We start from the raw sequence: 17,556 nt of genomic DNA on the forward strand, positions 1-17,556 counted from the left end.
AGGTAGTATGTTTAATCTGTTTTTAACTAAAAAAATCGATTATATTTTCTTTCACCTCTGTGCTGTCTATTATGTTATTTACTCTTACACGAAATTCAGATGAGTTTTGAAGCCCGCTACTGTACCATCCTATATGTTTGCGGGCCATCTTTATTCCTGTATCGCTTCCATAGTACTCAAGAATACTGTCATAATGCTTGAGTATTATGCTTAATCTCTCTGAGGCTGTTGGCTCAGAAACTTTATTTCCACTCAAAAAGTTTATTGCTTGATTAATCAGCCAAGGTTTGCCGTAAGCACCACGACCTATCATTACTCCATCTGCCCCAGATTCTTTAAGTGCACTTTGAACATCATTCAAACTCTTAATATCTCCATTTACTATAACTGGAATTTTTACCTGCTCTTTAACATTTCTAACGAATTTCCAATCTGCTTGACCATTATAAAGCTGTGCCCTTGTCCTTCCATGTACAGTAATCATCTTTGCTCCCAAATCTTCTGCAATTTTTGCCAAGCGCGGAGCATTACGATTTTCGTCATTCCATCCAGTACGCATTTTTACTGTAACTGGCACACTCACTGCCTTGACTACAGCTTCTATTATCTCAGCAGCCTTTTTTTCATCACGCATAAGTGCTGACCCTGCGTAACCGTTTACAACTTTTTTAACTGGACAACCAAAATTTATATCTATGATTTTTGCACCCATGCCCTCATTTAACTTTGCAGCTTCCGCCATAACATCAGGCTCACAACCAGCAAGTTGTACAGCGGTTAGTTCATCGACTTTTGCTTTTTGCATGCTCTGGCGAGTTTGCATGATCATAGCTCTGCTTGCAATCATTTCTGAGACTAGCAAACTTGCACCAAGTTTCTTTACAATACTCCTAAATGGATAGTCAGTCACTCCAGACATTGGCGCTAAAATAACTGGAGAATCAATCGTCAAACTTCCTATTTGTAGGGACATAGGCTTTCTAGTCGCTAGAAAATGCATTTTTAACACTATTACAAGCTGCTATTATAACATCTTGCACAAATGAATTTGCTTTCTCTATAAGAGAAGGCTCTACCTCTACCACCTCGCACCTCTCATAATGACCAGGCGTTAAGTATATCGTTTCTTGTTTTTTATCACCCCACAACTCGTCATTTAATTTATAACTCTCACGATTAAATATCTGATTTAGTTGATCATCATTTATCATTTGTAGATTTGGCTCAAACTTTTTTTGCTCCTCGCTGTTGTTATCTTTATAGTAAACATTAATTTCAATATTAGCTAAAGAAGCTAATATACTAATTTCTTCAATAAAAATAAAATAACTTTGACTTTTTATTGCTTCAAGATAAGCTTGATAGAGTTCAGGTTTGTTAAGGAATGATTGTGTAATAAATTCGCTATTATACTGGGTATTGTATTCATTTTCACCAAGGCCATAAAGAGCTTCTGCATATTCTTTTAAATTATGTATAGCTTGATCGCGTGATATATTAAGTTTACTAACAGCTTTACTCACTAACTTTTCTACATTATCTTCAGCATTTTTAATTTCCTTATTCATTTGTTCAACCAACTTCCTTATTTTATCAGACTTACCAGTTAAATCGCCTGGCTTATTTAAAAACATATTAAAAACCTTTTCTAGCTGCTCCTTTAAAGGAGTTGGCATACTTGAATCACCTAAAGATTTAAATTGACTTAAAAATTTGTTCCATTCCATTCTCATATCTTGTGCTCTTTCAGCCTTATATTGACCGGAGCTGCTATCACCAAACACTGCATGAAAAAAGCAGTTTCCATCACCTGTAGTATTATATCGAACAATTTTTGTTTGTTTAGGTTGCTCACTTTCTATTGAGCCCATACTCACACCACTATCTGTAGATGGAGAATAGGAATTTCTACGTACCCTCTTATCCGAATCATTTGTTTGTCTTGATATAGTATCTAGTCCACTATCCAGTGATTTACTTCTTGTGAATTTTTGCTCTTTTGGACTCTTTTCTTCCTTTACAGTTCCTTTTTCATCAACATAACCTTTTACCAAGTAAAATAAAGGTTCAATAACCATCTTGTATGTCGCTGCAAGCACTATTCCCATTAAGATCCAAGCTATAGGGTTGGAGATGAGCATAGCAAGTGGTAAGGTTAAGAGGAAAGATCCCATTATTAATCCCAAACAGCCAATGGTAAATGTAGTCGCCAAATATATACAAAAAGCGTAGACAGCAAATCTTCCACTAGCCTTAAGTTTAGTGAAGTGAGTACTCTCTTTAGATTTATTGTATCTTTCTATGATGGCTAACATATTATATTTTACGTTTATCAATTCTAGCAAATTATGAAGGTAAAATCAATATTAGCATTTATATGTAAAAATATTGAGCATTCAAAGCTTTTGAAGTAGAGTAATGATGTTAGTAATAGCACAACATATGCATGATATAGAACATATACGCAAAAACCCTAAAGGATTTGAAAAAGCAATAAAAAGCAGAGGGGTGAAAGAATTTACTACAGAAGAAATATTAGAGATTGACCATAAAAAAAGATCACTGACTACTAAATTGCAAGCTTTAAATAAGCAACGAAACGAGGTCACGGAAGAAATAAAGAGGCTTAAAATGAACAAAAGCCCATGTGAAGAACAAGTAAAGTTATCAAAAAGCATCACAAGTGAGATAGAGACAATCAGCCTCAAGGAGCAAACAGAAAAAAATAAGTTAGTGGATATTTTATCTAACTTACCAAATATTTCTGCACAAAATGTACCAACAGGTGAAGATGAGAGCTCCAACGTAGAAATCAGAAAATATGGAAAGAGAAGAAAATTTGATTTTACACCAAAATTTCATTATGAACTCGGAGAAAGGTTAGGCTTGATGGATTTTGAACAAGCAGCAAAAATTTCTGGATCAAGGTTTACAATACTAAAAGGACAGTTAGCTAAGCTTGGACGAGCATTAATAAATTTTATGCTGGAAACACATGTTAATGAATTTGGTTATACTGAAGTGCATCATCCAGTTTTAGTAAAGGATAGGGCGATGTATAATGTTGGTCAACTACCAAAATTTTTTGATGATTCATATTTAACTACCGATAAATTAAGATTAATTCCCACAAGTGAAGTAGTTTTAACAAATTTAGTTGCTGACAAAATAATAGAAGAAAAAGAACTGCCTATTCGTTTTACTGCATATTCAGAATGTTTTCGTAAAGAAGCTGGTAGCGCAGGACGAGATACAAGAGGTATGATAAGGCAACACCAATTTGGTAAAGTGGAGTTGGTAAGCATCACAACTGAAGACCAGTCAAAAGACGAGCTTGAACGTATGACTAGTGTTGCTGAAGAGATATTAAAAAAACTAGAATTACCGTACAGAGTAATGCTACTTTGCAGTGGCGATATGGGTTTTGCTGCACAAAAGACTTATGATATAGAGGTATGGTTACCTGAGCAAAATAAGTACAGAGAAATATCAAGCTGCTCAAATTGCGGTACGTTCCAGGCAAGAAGAATGAACACTAAATACTTCTTAGAAACTGACAGAAAAACAAAAAAATACGTTCACACTTTAAACGGCTCAGCTTTAGCCATAGGAAGAACAGTTGTTGCCATAATGGAGAACTATCAAAATTCCGATGGGTCAGTTACAATACCAAACGTGTTGCAAAGATACATGAGTAATGATACTGTTATAAGCAAACAATAATTTTGACATATAGAAAAGCGAGGAAATAAAGATGAAGGTTCTGGTTATAGGTTCTGGTGGGCGTGAGCATGCTTTACTTTGGGCTTTAAAGAAGTCTCCTACCTTGACTAAGTTATATGTTACTCCTGGTCGCCCGGCCATGGAAAATTTTGGAGTTCTTGTGAATATAAATATTCAAGATTCAGTGGATGTTATACAATTTTGCAAGAAAGAAAATATAGAGCTAGTAATTATTGGTCCAGAGCAACCGATAATTAATGGACTTGCTGATGATTTAGCTGCAGAGGGAATAAATGTTTTTGCTCCAAGTCAAGCAGCTGCAAAACTTGAGGCATCAAAGTCTTTTACGAAGGAACTATGTAAACAGTATGGTATACCAACTGCAAAGTATGAGCGTTTTATTGATGAAAGGTTAGCTAAAAATTTTGTCCGTAGTAATAAAATAAAATTTCCGCTTGTAATTAAAGCAAATGGAATTGCAGCAGGGAAAGGCGTCATAATATGCCACACAGAAAATGAAGCTTTTTCAGCAATAGATTCAATGCTAGTGGAGAAAAATCTTGGTGAGTCAGGTGAAGAAATAATCATAGAAGAGTTTTTAATTGGAGAGGAAGTAAGTTTTTTTGCTCTTATTGATGGGTTGAAGGTAGTAACCCTTGGGTGTGCAAAAGATTACAAGAGAGTTAGTGAAAATAATGAGGGACAAAATACTGGAGGCATGGGGTCATACTCATCACCTTCGATTATAAGTAAGGAGATGGAGCAAAAAATTATCCAAAAAATAATATATCCTACAATTCAAGCACTGACTAACATGGGAACATCCTATAAAGGAGTACTCTTTGCTGGTTTAATGATTTGCAAAGATAGTCCAAAGCTTCTTGAGTATAATGTTAGGTTTGGGGATCCGGAAATACAATCTATGTTACCTAGACTTGATCCAAATTGTGATTTGCTAAAGTTGATGTTATCAGTTGCAGAAGGCAAGTTAAATACAAAAATGGTGGAGTTTAATCACAAAACTACAGTTTGTGTAGTCGTTGCAAGTAAAGGCTATCCTGGTGATTATCAAAAAGGAGAGGTAATTAAAGGATTGGATAAAATTGAAAACATTCCTGGAGTGCTAGTATTTCATGCTGGTACTAAGCTAGATGAAAATGGTAATTGGATTTCCGATGGCGGAAGGGTACTAAATATAGTAGGAGAAGGAAACACTGTGGAAGAAGCTAAAAGTAAAGTGTACTCAGCATTAAATTTTCTAGAATGGTCAGGTGGGTTCTTCAGGTATGATATTGGTAGTTAATTTAGCTCATGCAGAAACGAAAAAAGTCACTTTGCAAGCAGTAAACTAAAGAAAAACATGATATCTGTTCAGATTCATGTGAAACCAGTGCTTCTTTTCTTGTCATGAAAGTAGCTGACACTGGGATCCAGGTTGATGAAAGCACACTAGCATAGAAAGTGGTTACAACGTTTTCGATGAGATTATATGGAAAACTGGATTCCAGTGTCAAGCACTGGAATGACACCGTCTATTATGCAAATTACCTGCTAATTGCAATGTTCGTACAGATGTGGGTCACGCGCTGGAATAACACCCTTGGTGATAACAACTAAAGAAAAACATCAACTAGGTTTATAGTCTATCACTACTGTTTTTGCAATTTTGTCATTAAGGAACTGTTTATGCTTATCAAATGTTGCAAACAATATGATAATAATTGGTAAAATTATAAATAGACTAGAAATACTCAATATTGTATAAAAAATTATAAAATATAACACTCCAAAAGTTCCTGTTCTGATTATTGTTTGTGTTATAGTGATTTTTTCAAGTGTATTTTTGTCTTTTATATGCATACGAAGCAATAATTGTCCCGGAGTTCCGCCGAATTCTATTATCGTAAATGCATAAAATGCTAATGCCAATATTAGCGCTGTTACATTAAGAATTGTTGCGTTGTCTGAAATTATTTTAACCGCATTGGGTGTTAAAGAACCTAAGGTACATCCAACGTTAAATCCAATAAAATACTTTATCGCCGTTAATAAAATATGATCAAACGCAAATGCAAAAATGCGTCTCGTAACTCTTGCATAGCTTATTTTAGTATCCATATAACCCCACCCGCATTACTAACTGACATAAGAACATGTTATTAAATAACTGTAAATATGTCAACTTGTACAGTACTAGCTGCTTGTGCCACTATATTATTTGAATTAACATTAAATCATTTACAGTTAAGGAAGTTATGTCAACATCAGTCACAGTTGCGTATGGTGATGGTATCGGACCAGAAATTATGGAAGCGGTGCTGTCGATATTGCGTGAAGCGAAAGCAGAGATCTCAATAGATATTATTGAAATAGGAGAGTGTGTTTATAGTAAAGAATGGTCTCACGGCATTTCTCCAAGTGGTTGGGAATCTATCGAAAGGACAAAGATATTACTCAAATCTCCAACAACAACCCCTCAAGGTAAAGGGCACAAAAGCTTAAACGTTGCACTCAGAAAGAACTTAGGGCTGTATGCAAACATTAGACCATGCATTTCGTATCACCCTGTTATAGAAAATAAATTCGATAAATTTGATGTTGTTGTAATACGCGAAAATGAAGAGGACGTTTACACCGGAATAGAGCATAGGCTCACTGGTGACTCGTACCAATGCACTAAAATTATTACTAGATCTGGCTCAGAAAAAATATGCAGGTATGCTTTTGAATATGCGAAAAAACATAACAGAAAGAAAGTAACTTGCCTGACTAAAGACAACATAATGAAAATGACTGACGGCGCTTTTCATGCAGCGTTTGATCGTATTGCAAAAGAATATCCGGATATAAAGGCGGAACATTATATAGTTGATATTGGAATGGCACGTGTTGCCACAGAACCCGAGAATTTCGATGTTATAGTAACTGAAAATCTATATGGCGACATATTATCAGACATAGTAGCACAAACCTCAGGTTCTGTAGGGCTTGCAGGAAGTAGCAATATAGGTAATGAATATGCAATGTTTGAAGCGGTTCACGGCTCTGCTCCTGATATTGCAGGAAAAAATATAGCTAATCCTTCTGGTCTTTTAAATGCCGCAGTACATATGTTGGTCTATATTGGTCAAGTGAGTACTGCAAAACTAATCTACGATGCATGGCTCAAGACTTTGGAAGATGGAGTACATACCGCTGATTTATATAAGGAGAAAAAGAGTAAACAAAAGGTTGGAACAAAAGAATTTGCAAAAGCTGTTATAGATAATCTAGGGAAAAAACCCACAACGTTATCTGAGCTTATAATTAGCAGTGATTCGGATAGTAAAATAAATAAAGTACAAGACAATTACGAACAAGATTACAAAGTTAAAAAGCTAGTGGGTAGTGATATAACGCTTGCCTGGGACAAATCCAACAATTTTGATCAAATAGTTAGGTTATTTGAATCGAGTAATCTGAAAATGATAGCAATATACTCAAAAGGACTTGCAATTTGGCCAGGAGGCTCAAAGTCTTCAAGTGACCAAATAATCTGCAGGTTTATTGCAAATAATGAAATTACAAATAGTGATGTGAATAACTTGCTAATCAAATTTGAGGAACACAATTTTGATGTGGTGAGAATGGATAAGTTGTATTTGTATGATGGGAAAGAGGGTTTCTTCTCTTAGTGGTTGCTTGATATTTTTATGCTTGTGTGAAACATTAAATATATTATACTAATAGCATCGTGTATTTATGTGAGGTGTAATAATGAGTCAACATTTTAAGTTAACTGGTCAGGAGTTTTATGATAGTAATGGTCTGTTTAACGTACTAGAGATAAAAGCTGAACAAATTGTAGGTAAAGATTATCAAGCTCTTAGCAAGTTTCTGAAAAAACAATATAATAAATTGATACTTGTAAACCATCCTGACAAAGGTGGAAACAAAAATAGATTTGATCAGATTTATAAAGCTTATCAAGAGCTAAAAAAGTACATTAAACCTTTGGAGTCAGGAAATCCTTGTGTTAAAGTCAGCGTTGATGCTGAAAGTAATGGACGTTTAACGGCAAGAGAGTTTCACTATAGGAGAAAGTTGTTTAACGAGCTAAAAATCAGTGAGGAAGAAGCTGTAGGTAAAGATTTTGATGGGTTGATTGCTATACTAAAAAGAAATGATTGTTCGTTTGGAGAAGACCTAAAAAGCTATAATGAACTTCAGGCTCAAATAGAGAGGATTTTGCTAAATCCAAATTTAGATAATTTTCAGAGGAGTGTACAAAGTGCAAAGTTAATGCAAGAGTTATATCAATATATAGCAAAGCCAAGCATACAATTATTCAATTATATTACTCCTCTAAAAGAAAAGAGAAGCCTAATTGAAGAAGATAAAAAGACATTAGCATTGAAATTTATAGAGCGCAAAAATGCTCTAATGTTAGTACCAAAAATAAGTTTTCTGCCTTTAGCTATATTAACTACAATTACTATAGGTTGCTATTTTTCATGGTGGATCATAGCACTTAATATCATTATTAATAACGCCTCTCGTTTATTAGTAGGTCATTATATGAAAAAGTATGCCAATTCAGAAATTTCTACTGATGAATTCATAAGTAAGATGAGCTATATCGAGCTAAGCAGTAAACTTCTTATCAACTATCCTTTAGCTGCTTTTTCTGTTTATTTAGTTACAATAAATTTCATTGCTAATGGATTAACTGTTGGTGGAGCTGTACTTGGTCCACTATTGTTATTGGCAGTATTAATTGAAATGTTAGCTCCTGTTTTCTCAAAAGGCTGTGAAATATATGCTGACAAGCACACAAAAGATTTACTAGAAGAGGATCCAAGAGATAGAGTGCAAAAGGAGACTGATCTGTTAGGACGGTATGATCCACGAAGGCTATTAATGCCGATAATTATGCCTCTTGTTAGAAAGTGTTTTGCAGAAGTGGCAAGCAAATTTGCTGAGAGGAATTTTGATGAGGTAAAAACTGATATGTCTGATGTTAATACTGAAGGACTATCTAATCCTCAAGCAATTGAATTTGCACAGCAAACAGTATAGTATAAGCTTTTAGCTCTATGCATGGACTCAAAAAAAGTAGAATTAATATTTGAAAAATTTCAACAGTCAAATCCTGCGCCAAAAATAGAGCTAAATTATACCAATCATTTTACGTTATTAGTTGCAATAGTTCTGTCAGCGCGGACGACCGATATAAGTGTTAATAAAATTACAAAGGAGCTATTTAGTATCGCTGATACGCCAGAAAAGATGTTGAATCTTGGGCAAAGTGAGCTGAGAAAATGCATAAGCAGTATTGGTTTATATAATTCCAAAGCAAAAAATATAATCGGGCTCAGCAAAATATTGATTGAGAGGTACAATAGCAAAGTGCCTACTAATTTCGATGATTTGGTATCTTTACCAGGGGTTGGGAGAAAGAGCGCTAATGTGTTCTTAAATTCAGGGCTTGGTATTCCAACATTGGCAGTTGATACTCACGTTTTTAGAGTGAGCAATAGAGTTGGGCTTGTGAAAGAAAAAGATGTACTTAAAACAGAGCAGTCTCTTTTGAATGTAGTGCCAAAAAAATACCTACTTTATGCTCATCATTGGCTAGTTTTACACGGTAGATACATTTGCAAGGCACAAAAACCTTTGTGTGAAGCGTGCACAATTCATGATTTATGTGAGTTTGAATGCAAGAGGTATAAAGTCTAGCACAACACTTCGATATTTCTTACTTTTATCATCCAAGTAGCTGATCTCTATGATGGTGTCAACCGAGTAGCTTACACTGGGATGGCTTTGTTGCATCGCTTATCGGATAGTGGGTAAAGCATAAAAAATTCATGAAACTACCTAAAACTTAGCCATGCCAATATCAGTAAATTTATTGAGTAATACCAATTCCCACTATGCAAAGAACAGATAGACAATAATGGGAAAGAAGTGATAATAAAGTAGATAAAATAGAGAGGTATAAATGGCATTAAGGTCAAAACTATTAGACGAAAAAGTTGTAAATTTGGCGAAAGAAATGTTAAAAAAGGTCAGAAATAACGCATATGTTTCAAAAAAGTTACAAGCGGTGATAGCAGGAAAAGAAAGTAGTATAAGCGCTGTGGCAAGAATATGTAAAATTTCAAGGACTGCTTTGACTGAATGGATAAAGCATCTAAAATTTGGTAGAGTAGAAAGATTATTTGCCCCGTCTCAGCGGCGAAGAAAAAGCAAATTAAAGAAAAATCAACGTGAGCAAATTGAAATATGGGTAGAAAGAAATCCAAATATTACTATTAAGGAAGTGCAGATAAAAATCTCAGAGGAATTTGGCCTAAACATTAGCAAATCAACAGTGCACCGTGAGATACAAAGGATGAAATTTTCTTATATAACACCGAGGCCAATGCACCATAAACAAGATAAAAACAAGCAAGAAGAGTTTAAAAAATACTTCAATAAAATAGTCAATTCCCACCCTGAAAAAGAGGTGTTTTTTTGATGAATCACGATTTGGAACTCATTCAAAAATCGGACACGGATGGTTTAAAAAAGGGGTCAGAACGCAGGTTAAAATGAAAATTGGTAGACAAAATTTCTATATCTACAGTGCGGTAAATCCAAGAAGTGGTAAGAAAATCAGCCTACTTGCTCCATATGTAAACACTGATTGTATGAATATATTTCTGGAGCAGATGTCGAAAGATTTAGGCACGAAAAAAGCCTTTCTTGTAATGGATTGTGCAAGTTGGCATAGATCAAAAAGTTTGAAATTTCAGGAAAACATTACCATTATATACTTGCCTCCTTATTCACCGGAACTGAATCCTGTTGAGAGGTTGTGGCAATATATCAAATACAATACTTTACGTAACAGAGTCTACGATACCATAGGCTTACTTGCAGATGTTCTGTGTAATTTTATTGTCAGTATTTCCAGCACTACTATTAAACGAGTTTGTAATGTTTCTTATTTGTTCGATTAGTAATGGAATTTGGTATAAGTAACATTTTATTAGCAACTCTTTTTCTCGATTTACTTCAGATCTATTTCTAAAACTAAACCCAAATATTTGCTTTAATCTTGAAAAAAATCCTTCAATATATGACCTTTTTCCATAAACTGCTTCCTTCTTCCACTCTTTCACACCGTCTTTACCACATAATCTAATGGCAGCATTCCTTTCAGCCATATAATCCAATTTTGTATGCTCCGCTGCACGATTTTTCGGTAAAATTTTGTCTTTATATCATATTTTTTGCACAATTTATAAAGATTGATAGGCTCTGTCTGCATATAATGCTTTTATAGCATGCTGAAAGCTGAGCAAGTCGCAAGCACCATAATGGTCGGAGTAGGCACCATTGCTATATTGTGCAGCTATAGCTTTTTTACTATTTATACTCAATATTACGTGTAGCTTTCTTACCTGTTTATAACTGCGATACTTCGCTATTTTCCTTACTGTGACCAGGTGTATTATCTGATACTTGTACTGTCTATGGCAATTTCAATATCTTCCATATTGTTTTTATCAACTCTGCAATCATTGATCTTAATATTGAAACCTTCTTGAAGCCTGCGAATAGCTAATGACTGCTAACTACTTGCTGCAAATATCCTTTTATAAACCCTACCGTTTGTCTTAAGCCAATTCTAAAGAGACTAGCGACTATATGCACTAAAATCACAACTTTATTACTATAAATATAATTTCCACCTCGCATTTTGGGGCTATTTTCGTACCAATTTTCTATTGCCTCATTAATAAAATGAAAAATATTTCCTCTTTCTTGCAGAAATCTGTTATATCCATGGCAGTTACTGATACCAATTCCCACTATGCAAAGAACAGATAGACAATAATGGGAAAGAAGTGATAATAAAGTAGATAAAATAGAGAGGTATAAATGGCATTAAGGTCAAAACTATTAGACGAAAAAGTTGTAAATTTGGCGAAAGAAATGTTAAAAAAGGTCAGAAATAACGCATATGTTTCAAAAAAGTTACAAGCGGTGATAGCAGGAAAAGAAAGTAGTATAAGCGCTGTGGCAAGAATATGTAAAATTTCAAGGACTGCTTTGACTGAATGGATAAAGCATCTAAAATTTGGTAGAGTAGAAAGATTATTTGCCCCGTCTCAGCGGCGAAGAAAAAGCAAATTAAAGAAAAATCAACGTGAGCAAATTGAAATATGGGTAGAAAGAAATCCAAATATTACTATTAAGGAAGTGCAGATAAAAATCTCAGAGGAATTTGGCCTAAACATTAGCAAATCAACAGTGCACCGTGAGATACAAAGGATGAAATTTTCTTATATAACACCGAGGCCAATGCACCATAAACAAGATAAAAACAAGCAAGAAGAGTTTAAAAAATACTTCAATAAAATAGTCAATTCCCACCCTGAAAAAGAGGTGTTTTTTTGATGAATCACGATTTGGAACTCATTCAAAAATCGGACACGGATGGTTTAAAAAAGGGGTCAGAACGCAGGTTAAAATGAAAATTGGTAGACAAAATTTCTATATCTACAGTGCGGTAAATCCAAGAAGTGGTAAGAAAATCAGCCTACTTGCTCCATATGTAAACACTGATTGTATGAATATATTTCTGGAGCAGATGTCGAAAGATTTAGGCACGAAAAAAGCCTTTCTTGTAATGGATTGTGCAAGTTGGCATAGATCAAAAAGTTTGAAATTTCAGGAAAACATTACCATTATATACTTGCCTCCTTATTCACCGGAACTGAATCCTGTTGAGAGGTTGTGGCAATATATCAAATACAATACTTTACGTAACAGAGTCTACGATACCATAGGCTTACTTGCAGATGTTCTGTGTAATTTTATTGTCAGTATTTCCAGCACTACTATTAAACGAGTTTGTAATGTTTCTTATTTGTTCGATTAGTAATGGAATTTGGTATTACTTGCTTTAATCTTACTCCTAACCTTCTTCTACCAAAAGCTGCTTGTCCTTTGTAAGCAGGGTTTTTCAACATACTCCAAATTGTACCTTTATTCCAGCGTTCTTTTCCTTTTTGTGTCTTAATGGACATAGTATTTAGCCGACGACATACTTCCCCAATACTTGTTCTTTCTCTGCCTATCCACAAAAATACTTTACGAACGACATCAGCTTCTTTTTCGTTAATCTCAAATAAAGCTTGTCCTCCTCCCATATGCTTATCTATATAACGATAACCATAAGGAGCTCCTCCCATTACATTTACATAGCCTTTGTTAGCTGCATAGATTTTACCACGACGACTTCGTTCCATAATTTTCGCACGTTCATATTCTGCTATCATACCTTGCATTTGTAACAGTAATTGAGATTCTGGGTTACCGTTAATCTCATAATTTAAAAAAACCACTTTTGCTCCTGCTTTTTCAAATTCTTCAATCAGCACCATTTGATATGCATATTTTCTAGATAAACGATCAGGAGAATGAATGTAAATCTTATCAATTTTACCTTCTGTTACTTTATCACGTAATTTTTCTAAATCAGGGCGGACTAAATGAGATCCACTGTAGCCGTTATCAATAAATTTATACTCACTTAACAATCTGTATCCGTCCAGATTAATTTGCTTCTCTAAAGCTGCAATTTGACTTTCTATCGTATTTCCTTCTACTTGTTTCCCCGAAGAAACTCTCGCATATAAACATACTGTTACCATTTGACCCTCCTTGAATCCCATTTTTATGTTTTAAGTTTTTTTGACTTATTTCCTTTGACACTACCTTTTCATAAGCATCTGATAAGCATTGTTCTGCTAACCGATTAGGTTCATAGCTACAGCTAATTTGGATAGCTAATCTCTTGTTTCTCATGACTTTTCCTTGAAATAATATGTTCATATCATTCCTTAAAGCCGATGGTTAATTGATTATTAGCGCTATAAGTAAATCGGACTCTTGGTTCTGGACACAGAAGTTTTCGAGAAATGGTTTTCTCTAGTTTTATTTTTATGTTTTTTGCAACATTGTCGGTAGTGTAAATACAACGGTGCTTGATACATACTATTGCGATTTTATCCTCTTTTTGTCATTTTAGTGCTAGAATGACATTCTGCTAGTGAAGTTTATTCTTTGATATATTAACTATAAATATAGAGAAGTCTTACTAAATAAAAAGGTAAAAGGAATCTCTGAGTAGTGAAATTTTGACTCTATATTGCTGTAAGTGGTGCTGTAATAATGTTCTAATACCAAATTCCATTACTAATCGAACAAATAAGAAACATTACAAACTCGTTTAATAGTAGTGCTGGAAATACTGACAATAAAATTACACAGAACATCTGCAAGTAAGCCTATGGTATCGTAGACTCTGTTACGTAAAGTATTGTATTTGATATATTGCCACAACCTCTCAACAGGATTCAGTTCCGGTGAATAAGGAGGCAAGTATATAATGGTAATGTTTTCCTGAAATTTCAAACTTTTTGATCTATGCCAACTTGCACAATCCATTACAAGAAAGGCTTTTTTCGTGCCTAAATCTTTCGACATCTGCTCCAGAAATATATTCATACAATCAGTGTTTACATATGGAGCAAGTAGGCTGATTTTCTTACCACTTCTTGGATTTACCGCACTGTAGATATAGAAATTTTGTCTACCAATTTTCATTTTAACCTGCGTTCTGACCCCTTTTTTAAACCATCCGTGTCCGATTTTTGAATGAGTTCCAAATCGTGATTCATCAAAAAAACACCTCTTTTTCAGGGTGGGAATTGACTATTTTATTGAAGTATTTTTTAAACTCTTCTTGCTTGTTTTTATCTTGTTTATGGTGCATTGGCCTCGGTGTTATATAAGAAAATTTCATCCTTTGTATCTCACGGTGCACTGTTGATTTGCTAATGTTTAGGCCAAATTCCTCTGAGATTTTTATCTGCACTTCCTTAATAGTAATATTTGGATTTCTTTCTACCCATATTTCAATTTGCTCACGTTGATTTTTCTTTAATTTGCTTTTTCTTCGCCGCTGAGACGGGGCAAATAATCTTTCTACTCTACCAAATTTTAGATGCTTTATCCATTCAGTCAAAGCAGTCCTTGAAATTTTACATATTCTTGCCACAGCGCTTATACTACTTTCTTTTCCTGCTATCACCGCTTGTAACTTTTTTGAAACATATGCGTTATTTCTGACCTTTTTTAACATTTCTTTCGCCAAATTTACAACTTTTTCGTCTAATAGTTTTGACCTTAATGCCATTTATACCTCTCTATTTTATCTACTTTATTATCACTTCTTTCCCATTATTGTCTATCTGTTCTTTGCATAGTGGGAATTGGTATAACAAGCGCGACTTGGCTGAATATAGAAAAAATTTAAAAAACCGCTATAATTTTATGTAATCTACCAATAAACACCTAAGTTTTTACTGGATTTTGTGATTGATCCTACAGTCAAAAACAAATTTTGAGTCATAAATACTTTTAGTGCCATAATAAAATAGGGAGGTTTGTCAAGTAAAGTTCTTTATTTCATTAGATGCGCTGCCAAATTGTTATGCAAGCAAGTTTTTTAGTTTTCGTATATCCGAAGTAATTCTTGTGCATTGGCCTTGATTAGAGTCGGACATTCTCTATCATTTAATAATGAATGCAATATTTCAATTGCACCTTTAATGTCGTTACTGTGTATCTTTACTATAGCGATAGCTTCTTGGCTTGAATAAGGGTACACTGCATTTGATTCTAAATTACTAATTTTATCTCTATTTGTTTTTTCACCGCTGGAGTGAAGTAAGCTCATTACTTCTAAGTATTGTGCTAACTCACGCAAAACATCAGGAGCATCTTTATCGTCTGCCAAATCATTATAAATAATAGATGCTGTGTCTGTTGGCATTGAATCTGAGATATGATTGAATGCGCGTTCAAAATTTGCTAAATACTCCCAATTTGAATCTATTTCTTCTAGCAGTGACTTATTATCTTTTTTTAAGAATAATACTTCGTAAAACTTGTCACCTGCAGTTATAGATTGTTTTGTGTTATCAATGTTGCGCAATAAGTATAATGTGATGCCAACTAACATTGGCGCGAGTGCAAGCAGAAAGATGTATTTTTTCATGGTAATATTCCAAATAGTTATATATTTATACATTAATGCTTTTGATTTGCAAAAACATATTGACATAGTGATTATATCACATAATAATATTCTTAGAGTTGTTTGAATAGTTGGAGATTAAAATATTTCTAAAGTAGAAATAAAGACAGCAGTATTAAGCTAAATTATTTTTTGTCGGATTTATCCGATGTACCCTCAACCTTTTATAGGTTGAAGTCTAAATTTGAGAGTTTGATCCTGGCTCAGAATGAACGCTGGCGGCAGGCCTAACACATGCAAGTCGAACGGAGTTATATTGTAGCTTGCTATGGTATAACTTAGTGGCAGACGGGTGAGTAATGTATAGGAATCTACCTAGTAGTATGGAATAATTGTTGGAAACGGCAACTAATACCGTATACGCCCTACGGGGGAAAAATTTATTGCTATTGGATGAGCCTATATTAGATTAGCTAGTTGGTGGAGTAATAGCCTACCAAGGCAATGATCTATAGCTGATCTGAGAGGATGATCAGCCACACTGGAACTGAGATACGGTCCAGACTCCTACGGGAGGCAGCAGTGGGGAATATTGGACAATGGGCGAAAGCCTGATCCAGCCATGCCGCATGAGTGAAGAAGGCCTTTGGGTTGTAAAGCTCTTTTAGTGAGGAAGATAATGACGGTACTCACAGAAGAAGTCCTGGCTAACTCCGTGCCAGCAGCCGCGGTAATACGGAGAGGGCTAGCGTTATTCGGAATTATTGGGCGTAAAGGGCGCGTAGGCTGGTTAATAAGTTAAAAGTGAAATCCCGAGGCTTAACCTTGGAATTGCTTTTAAAACTATTAATCTAGAGATTGAAAGAGGATAGAGGAATTCCTGATGTAGAGGTAAAATTCGTAAATATTAGGAGGAACACCAGTGGCGAAGGCGTCTATCTGGTTCAAATCTGACGCTGAAGCGCGAAGGCGTGGGGAGCAAACAGGATTAGATACCCTGGTAGTCCACGCTGTAAACGATGAATGTTAAATATGGGAAGTTTACTTTCTGTATTACAGCTAACGCGTTAAACATTCCGCCTGGGGACTACGGTCGCAAGATTAAAACTCAAAGGAATTGACGGGGACCCGCACAAGCGGTGGAGCATGTGGTTTAATTCGATGCAACGCGAAAAACCTTACCACTTCTTGACATGGAAATCATACCTATTCGAAGGGATAGGGTCGGTTCGGCCGGATTTTACACAAGTGTTGCATGGCTGTCGTCAGCTCGTGTCGTGAGATGTTGGGTTAAGTCCCGCAACGAGCGCAACCCTCATCCTTAGTTGCTATCAGGTAATGCTGAGTACTTTAAGGAAACTGCCAGTGATAAGCTGGAGGAAGGTGGGGATGATGTCAAGTCATCATGGCCTTTATGGAGTGGGCTACACACGTGCTACAATGGTGTCTACAATGGGCTGCAAGGTGCGCAAGCCTAAGCTAATCCCTAAAAGACATCTCAGTTCGGATTGTACTCTGCAACTCGAGTACATGAAGTTGGAATCGCTAGTAATCGTGGATCAGCATGCCACGGTGAATACGTTCTCGGGTCTTGTACACACTGCCCGTCACGCCATGGGAATTGGTTTCACTCGAAGCTAATGGCCTAACCGCAAGGAAGGAGTTATTTAAAGTGGGATCAGTGACTGGGGTGAAGTCGTAACAAGGTAGCAGTAGGGGAATCTGCAGCTGGATTACCTCCTTAGGCTTTGTAC

The 17,556-nt window shown here is 35.3% G+C and carries 13 protein-coding genes, 1 rRNA gene and 2 pseudogenes; 9 read left to right on the top strand and 7 right to left on the bottom strand.

Annotation, left to right across the window (positions count from 1 at the left end; genetic code table 11):
* Positions 1 to 22 precede the first annotated feature (22 nt).
* Positions 23 to 973, bottom strand: a complete 951-nt coding sequence (gene dusB / locus OPR35_RS01740; RefSeq protein ID WP_010402373.1) for a tRNA dihydrouridine synthase DusB — start codon at positions 971 to 973, stop codon at positions 23 to 25.
* Between the two features lie 7 nt (positions 974 to 980).
* Positions 981 to 2,315 carry a hypothetical protein gene (locus OPR35_RS01745; protein ID WP_096097164.1) on the bottom strand — a complete coding sequence of 445 codons (1,335 nt, stop codon included), beginning with the start codon at positions 2,313 to 2,315 and terminating at the stop codon, positions 981 to 983.
* A gap of 127 nt (positions 2,316 to 2,442) precedes the next feature.
* Here OPR35_RS01745 and serS point away from each other — a divergent pair, with 127 nt between their 5' ends.
* The 3 genes and pseudogenes from serS to OPR35_RS07480 all read left to right on the top strand — a co-directional run.
* On the top strand, positions 2,443 to 3,723 hold the full coding sequence (serS, locus tag OPR35_RS01750) for a serine--tRNA ligase (RefSeq protein WP_052264928.1): 1,281 nt from the start codon (positions 2,443 to 2,445) through the stop codon (positions 3,721 to 3,723).
* 31 nt (positions 3,724 to 3,754) lie between these two features.
* The gene (gene purD / locus OPR35_RS01755; protein ID WP_265024947.1) at positions 3,755 to 5,026 is read left to right on the top strand and encodes a phosphoribosylamine--glycine ligase; all 1,272 of its coding nucleotides are present in this window, start codon (positions 3,755 to 3,757) and stop codon (positions 5,024 to 5,026) included.
* 183 nt (positions 5,027 to 5,209) lie between these two features.
* Positions 5,210 to 5,275: pseudogene (locus OPR35_RS07480) on the top strand (WPE palindromic element domain-containing protein); the annotation flags it as partial.
* Between the two features lie 74 nt (positions 5,276 to 5,349).
* Here the strand turns inward: OPR35_RS07480 and OPR35_RS01760 are convergent.
* Positions 5,350 to 5,841, bottom strand: coding sequence for an RDD family protein (locus tag OPR35_RS01760; protein ID WP_026097229.1), 492 nt, complete (start codon positions 5,839 to 5,841; stop codon positions 5,350 to 5,352).
* A gap of 137 nt (positions 5,842 to 5,978) precedes the next feature.
* On the opposite strand from OPR35_RS01760, the gene icd reads away from it, so the two are divergent.
* The 4 genes from icd to OPR35_RS01780 all read left to right on the top strand — a co-directional run bounded on the left by icd (position 5,979) and on the right by OPR35_RS01780 (position 10,709).
* A complete protein-coding gene (icd, locus tag OPR35_RS01765; RefSeq protein WP_264684952.1) occupies positions 5,979 to 7,397 on the top strand; it encodes an isocitrate dehydrogenase in 1,419 nt (472 codons plus the stop codon).
* Positions 7,398 to 7,479: 82 nt separating this feature from the next.
* Positions 7,480 to 8,781: a molecular chaperone DnaJ gene (locus OPR35_RS01770; RefSeq protein WP_019236639.1), complete on the top strand. Its 1,302-nt coding sequence runs from the start codon at positions 7,480 to 7,482 to the stop codon at positions 8,779 to 8,781.
* Between the two features lie 21 nt (positions 8,782 to 8,802).
* Positions 8,803 to 9,441: an endonuclease III gene (gene nth / locus OPR35_RS01775; protein ID WP_007301977.1), complete on the top strand. Its 639-nt coding sequence runs from the start codon at positions 8,803 to 8,805 to the stop codon at positions 9,439 to 9,441.
* 265 nt (positions 9,442 to 9,706) lie between these two features.
* Positions 9,707 to 10,709 (top strand): IS630 family transposase gene (locus OPR35_RS01780; protein ID WP_230608967.1). Its coding sequence is split into 2 segments (ribosomal slippage): positions 9,707 to 10,216 and positions 10,218 to 10,709, totalling 1,002 coding nucleotides; the frame shifts between segments, so codons are not numbered across the junction.
* Here the strand turns inward: OPR35_RS01780 and OPR35_RS07485 are convergent.
* Positions 10,620 to 11,559: pseudogene (locus OPR35_RS07485) on the bottom strand (IS5 family transposase). The gene OPR35_RS01780 and the pseudogene OPR35_RS07485 overlap by 90 nt on opposite strands.
* Positions 11,560 to 11,634: 75 nt before the next feature.
* Between OPR35_RS07485 and OPR35_RS01790 the strand changes: the two are divergent.
* A protein-coding gene (locus OPR35_RS01790; protein ID WP_230608967.1) for an IS630 family transposase occupies positions 11,635 to 12,637 on the top strand; the annotation gives its coding sequence in 2 pieces (ribosomal slippage) (positions 11,635 to 12,144 and positions 12,146 to 12,637; 1,002 coding nt in all).
* Here OPR35_RS01790 and OPR35_RS01795 read toward each other — a convergent pair.
* From OPR35_RS01795 to OPR35_RS01805, 3 genes are all read right to left on the bottom strand, one after another.
* A complete protein-coding gene (locus OPR35_RS01795; RefSeq protein ID WP_265024949.1) occupies positions 12,600 to 13,433 on the bottom strand; it encodes a recombinase family protein in 834 nt (277 codons plus the stop codon). The two genes, OPR35_RS01790 and OPR35_RS01795, sit on opposite strands and share 38 nt — an antisense overlap.
* 523 nt (positions 13,434 to 13,956) lie before the next feature.
* Positions 13,957 to 14,959, bottom strand: a protein-coding gene (locus tag OPR35_RS01800) for an IS630 family transposase (RefSeq protein WP_230608967.1) whose coding sequence is annotated in 2 segments (ribosomal slippage) — positions 13,957 to 14,448 and positions 14,450 to 14,959 — 1,002 coding nt in all. Because the reading frame shifts where the segments join, the coding sequence is not laid out codon by codon here.
* Between the two features lie 312 nt (positions 14,960 to 15,271).
* Complete coding sequence (locus OPR35_RS01805; protein ID WP_029237695.1) at positions 15,272 to 15,889, bottom strand: hypothetical protein; 618 nt, start codon at positions 15,887 to 15,889, stop codon at positions 15,272 to 15,274.
* Between the two features lie 153 nt (positions 15,890 to 16,042).
* Here OPR35_RS01805 and OPR35_RS01810 point away from each other — a divergent pair.
* A 16S ribosomal RNA gene (locus OPR35_RS01810) occupies positions 16,043 to 17,546 on the top strand.
* The last annotated feature ends 10 nt before the right edge of the window (positions 17,547 to 17,556 follow it).

Source organism: Wolbachia endosymbiont (group B) of Protocalliphora azurea (genome assembly GCF_947251865.1).
In the GTDB taxonomy this organism is placed as follows: domain Bacteria; phylum Pseudomonadota; class Alphaproteobacteria; order Rickettsiales; family Anaplasmataceae; genus Wolbachia.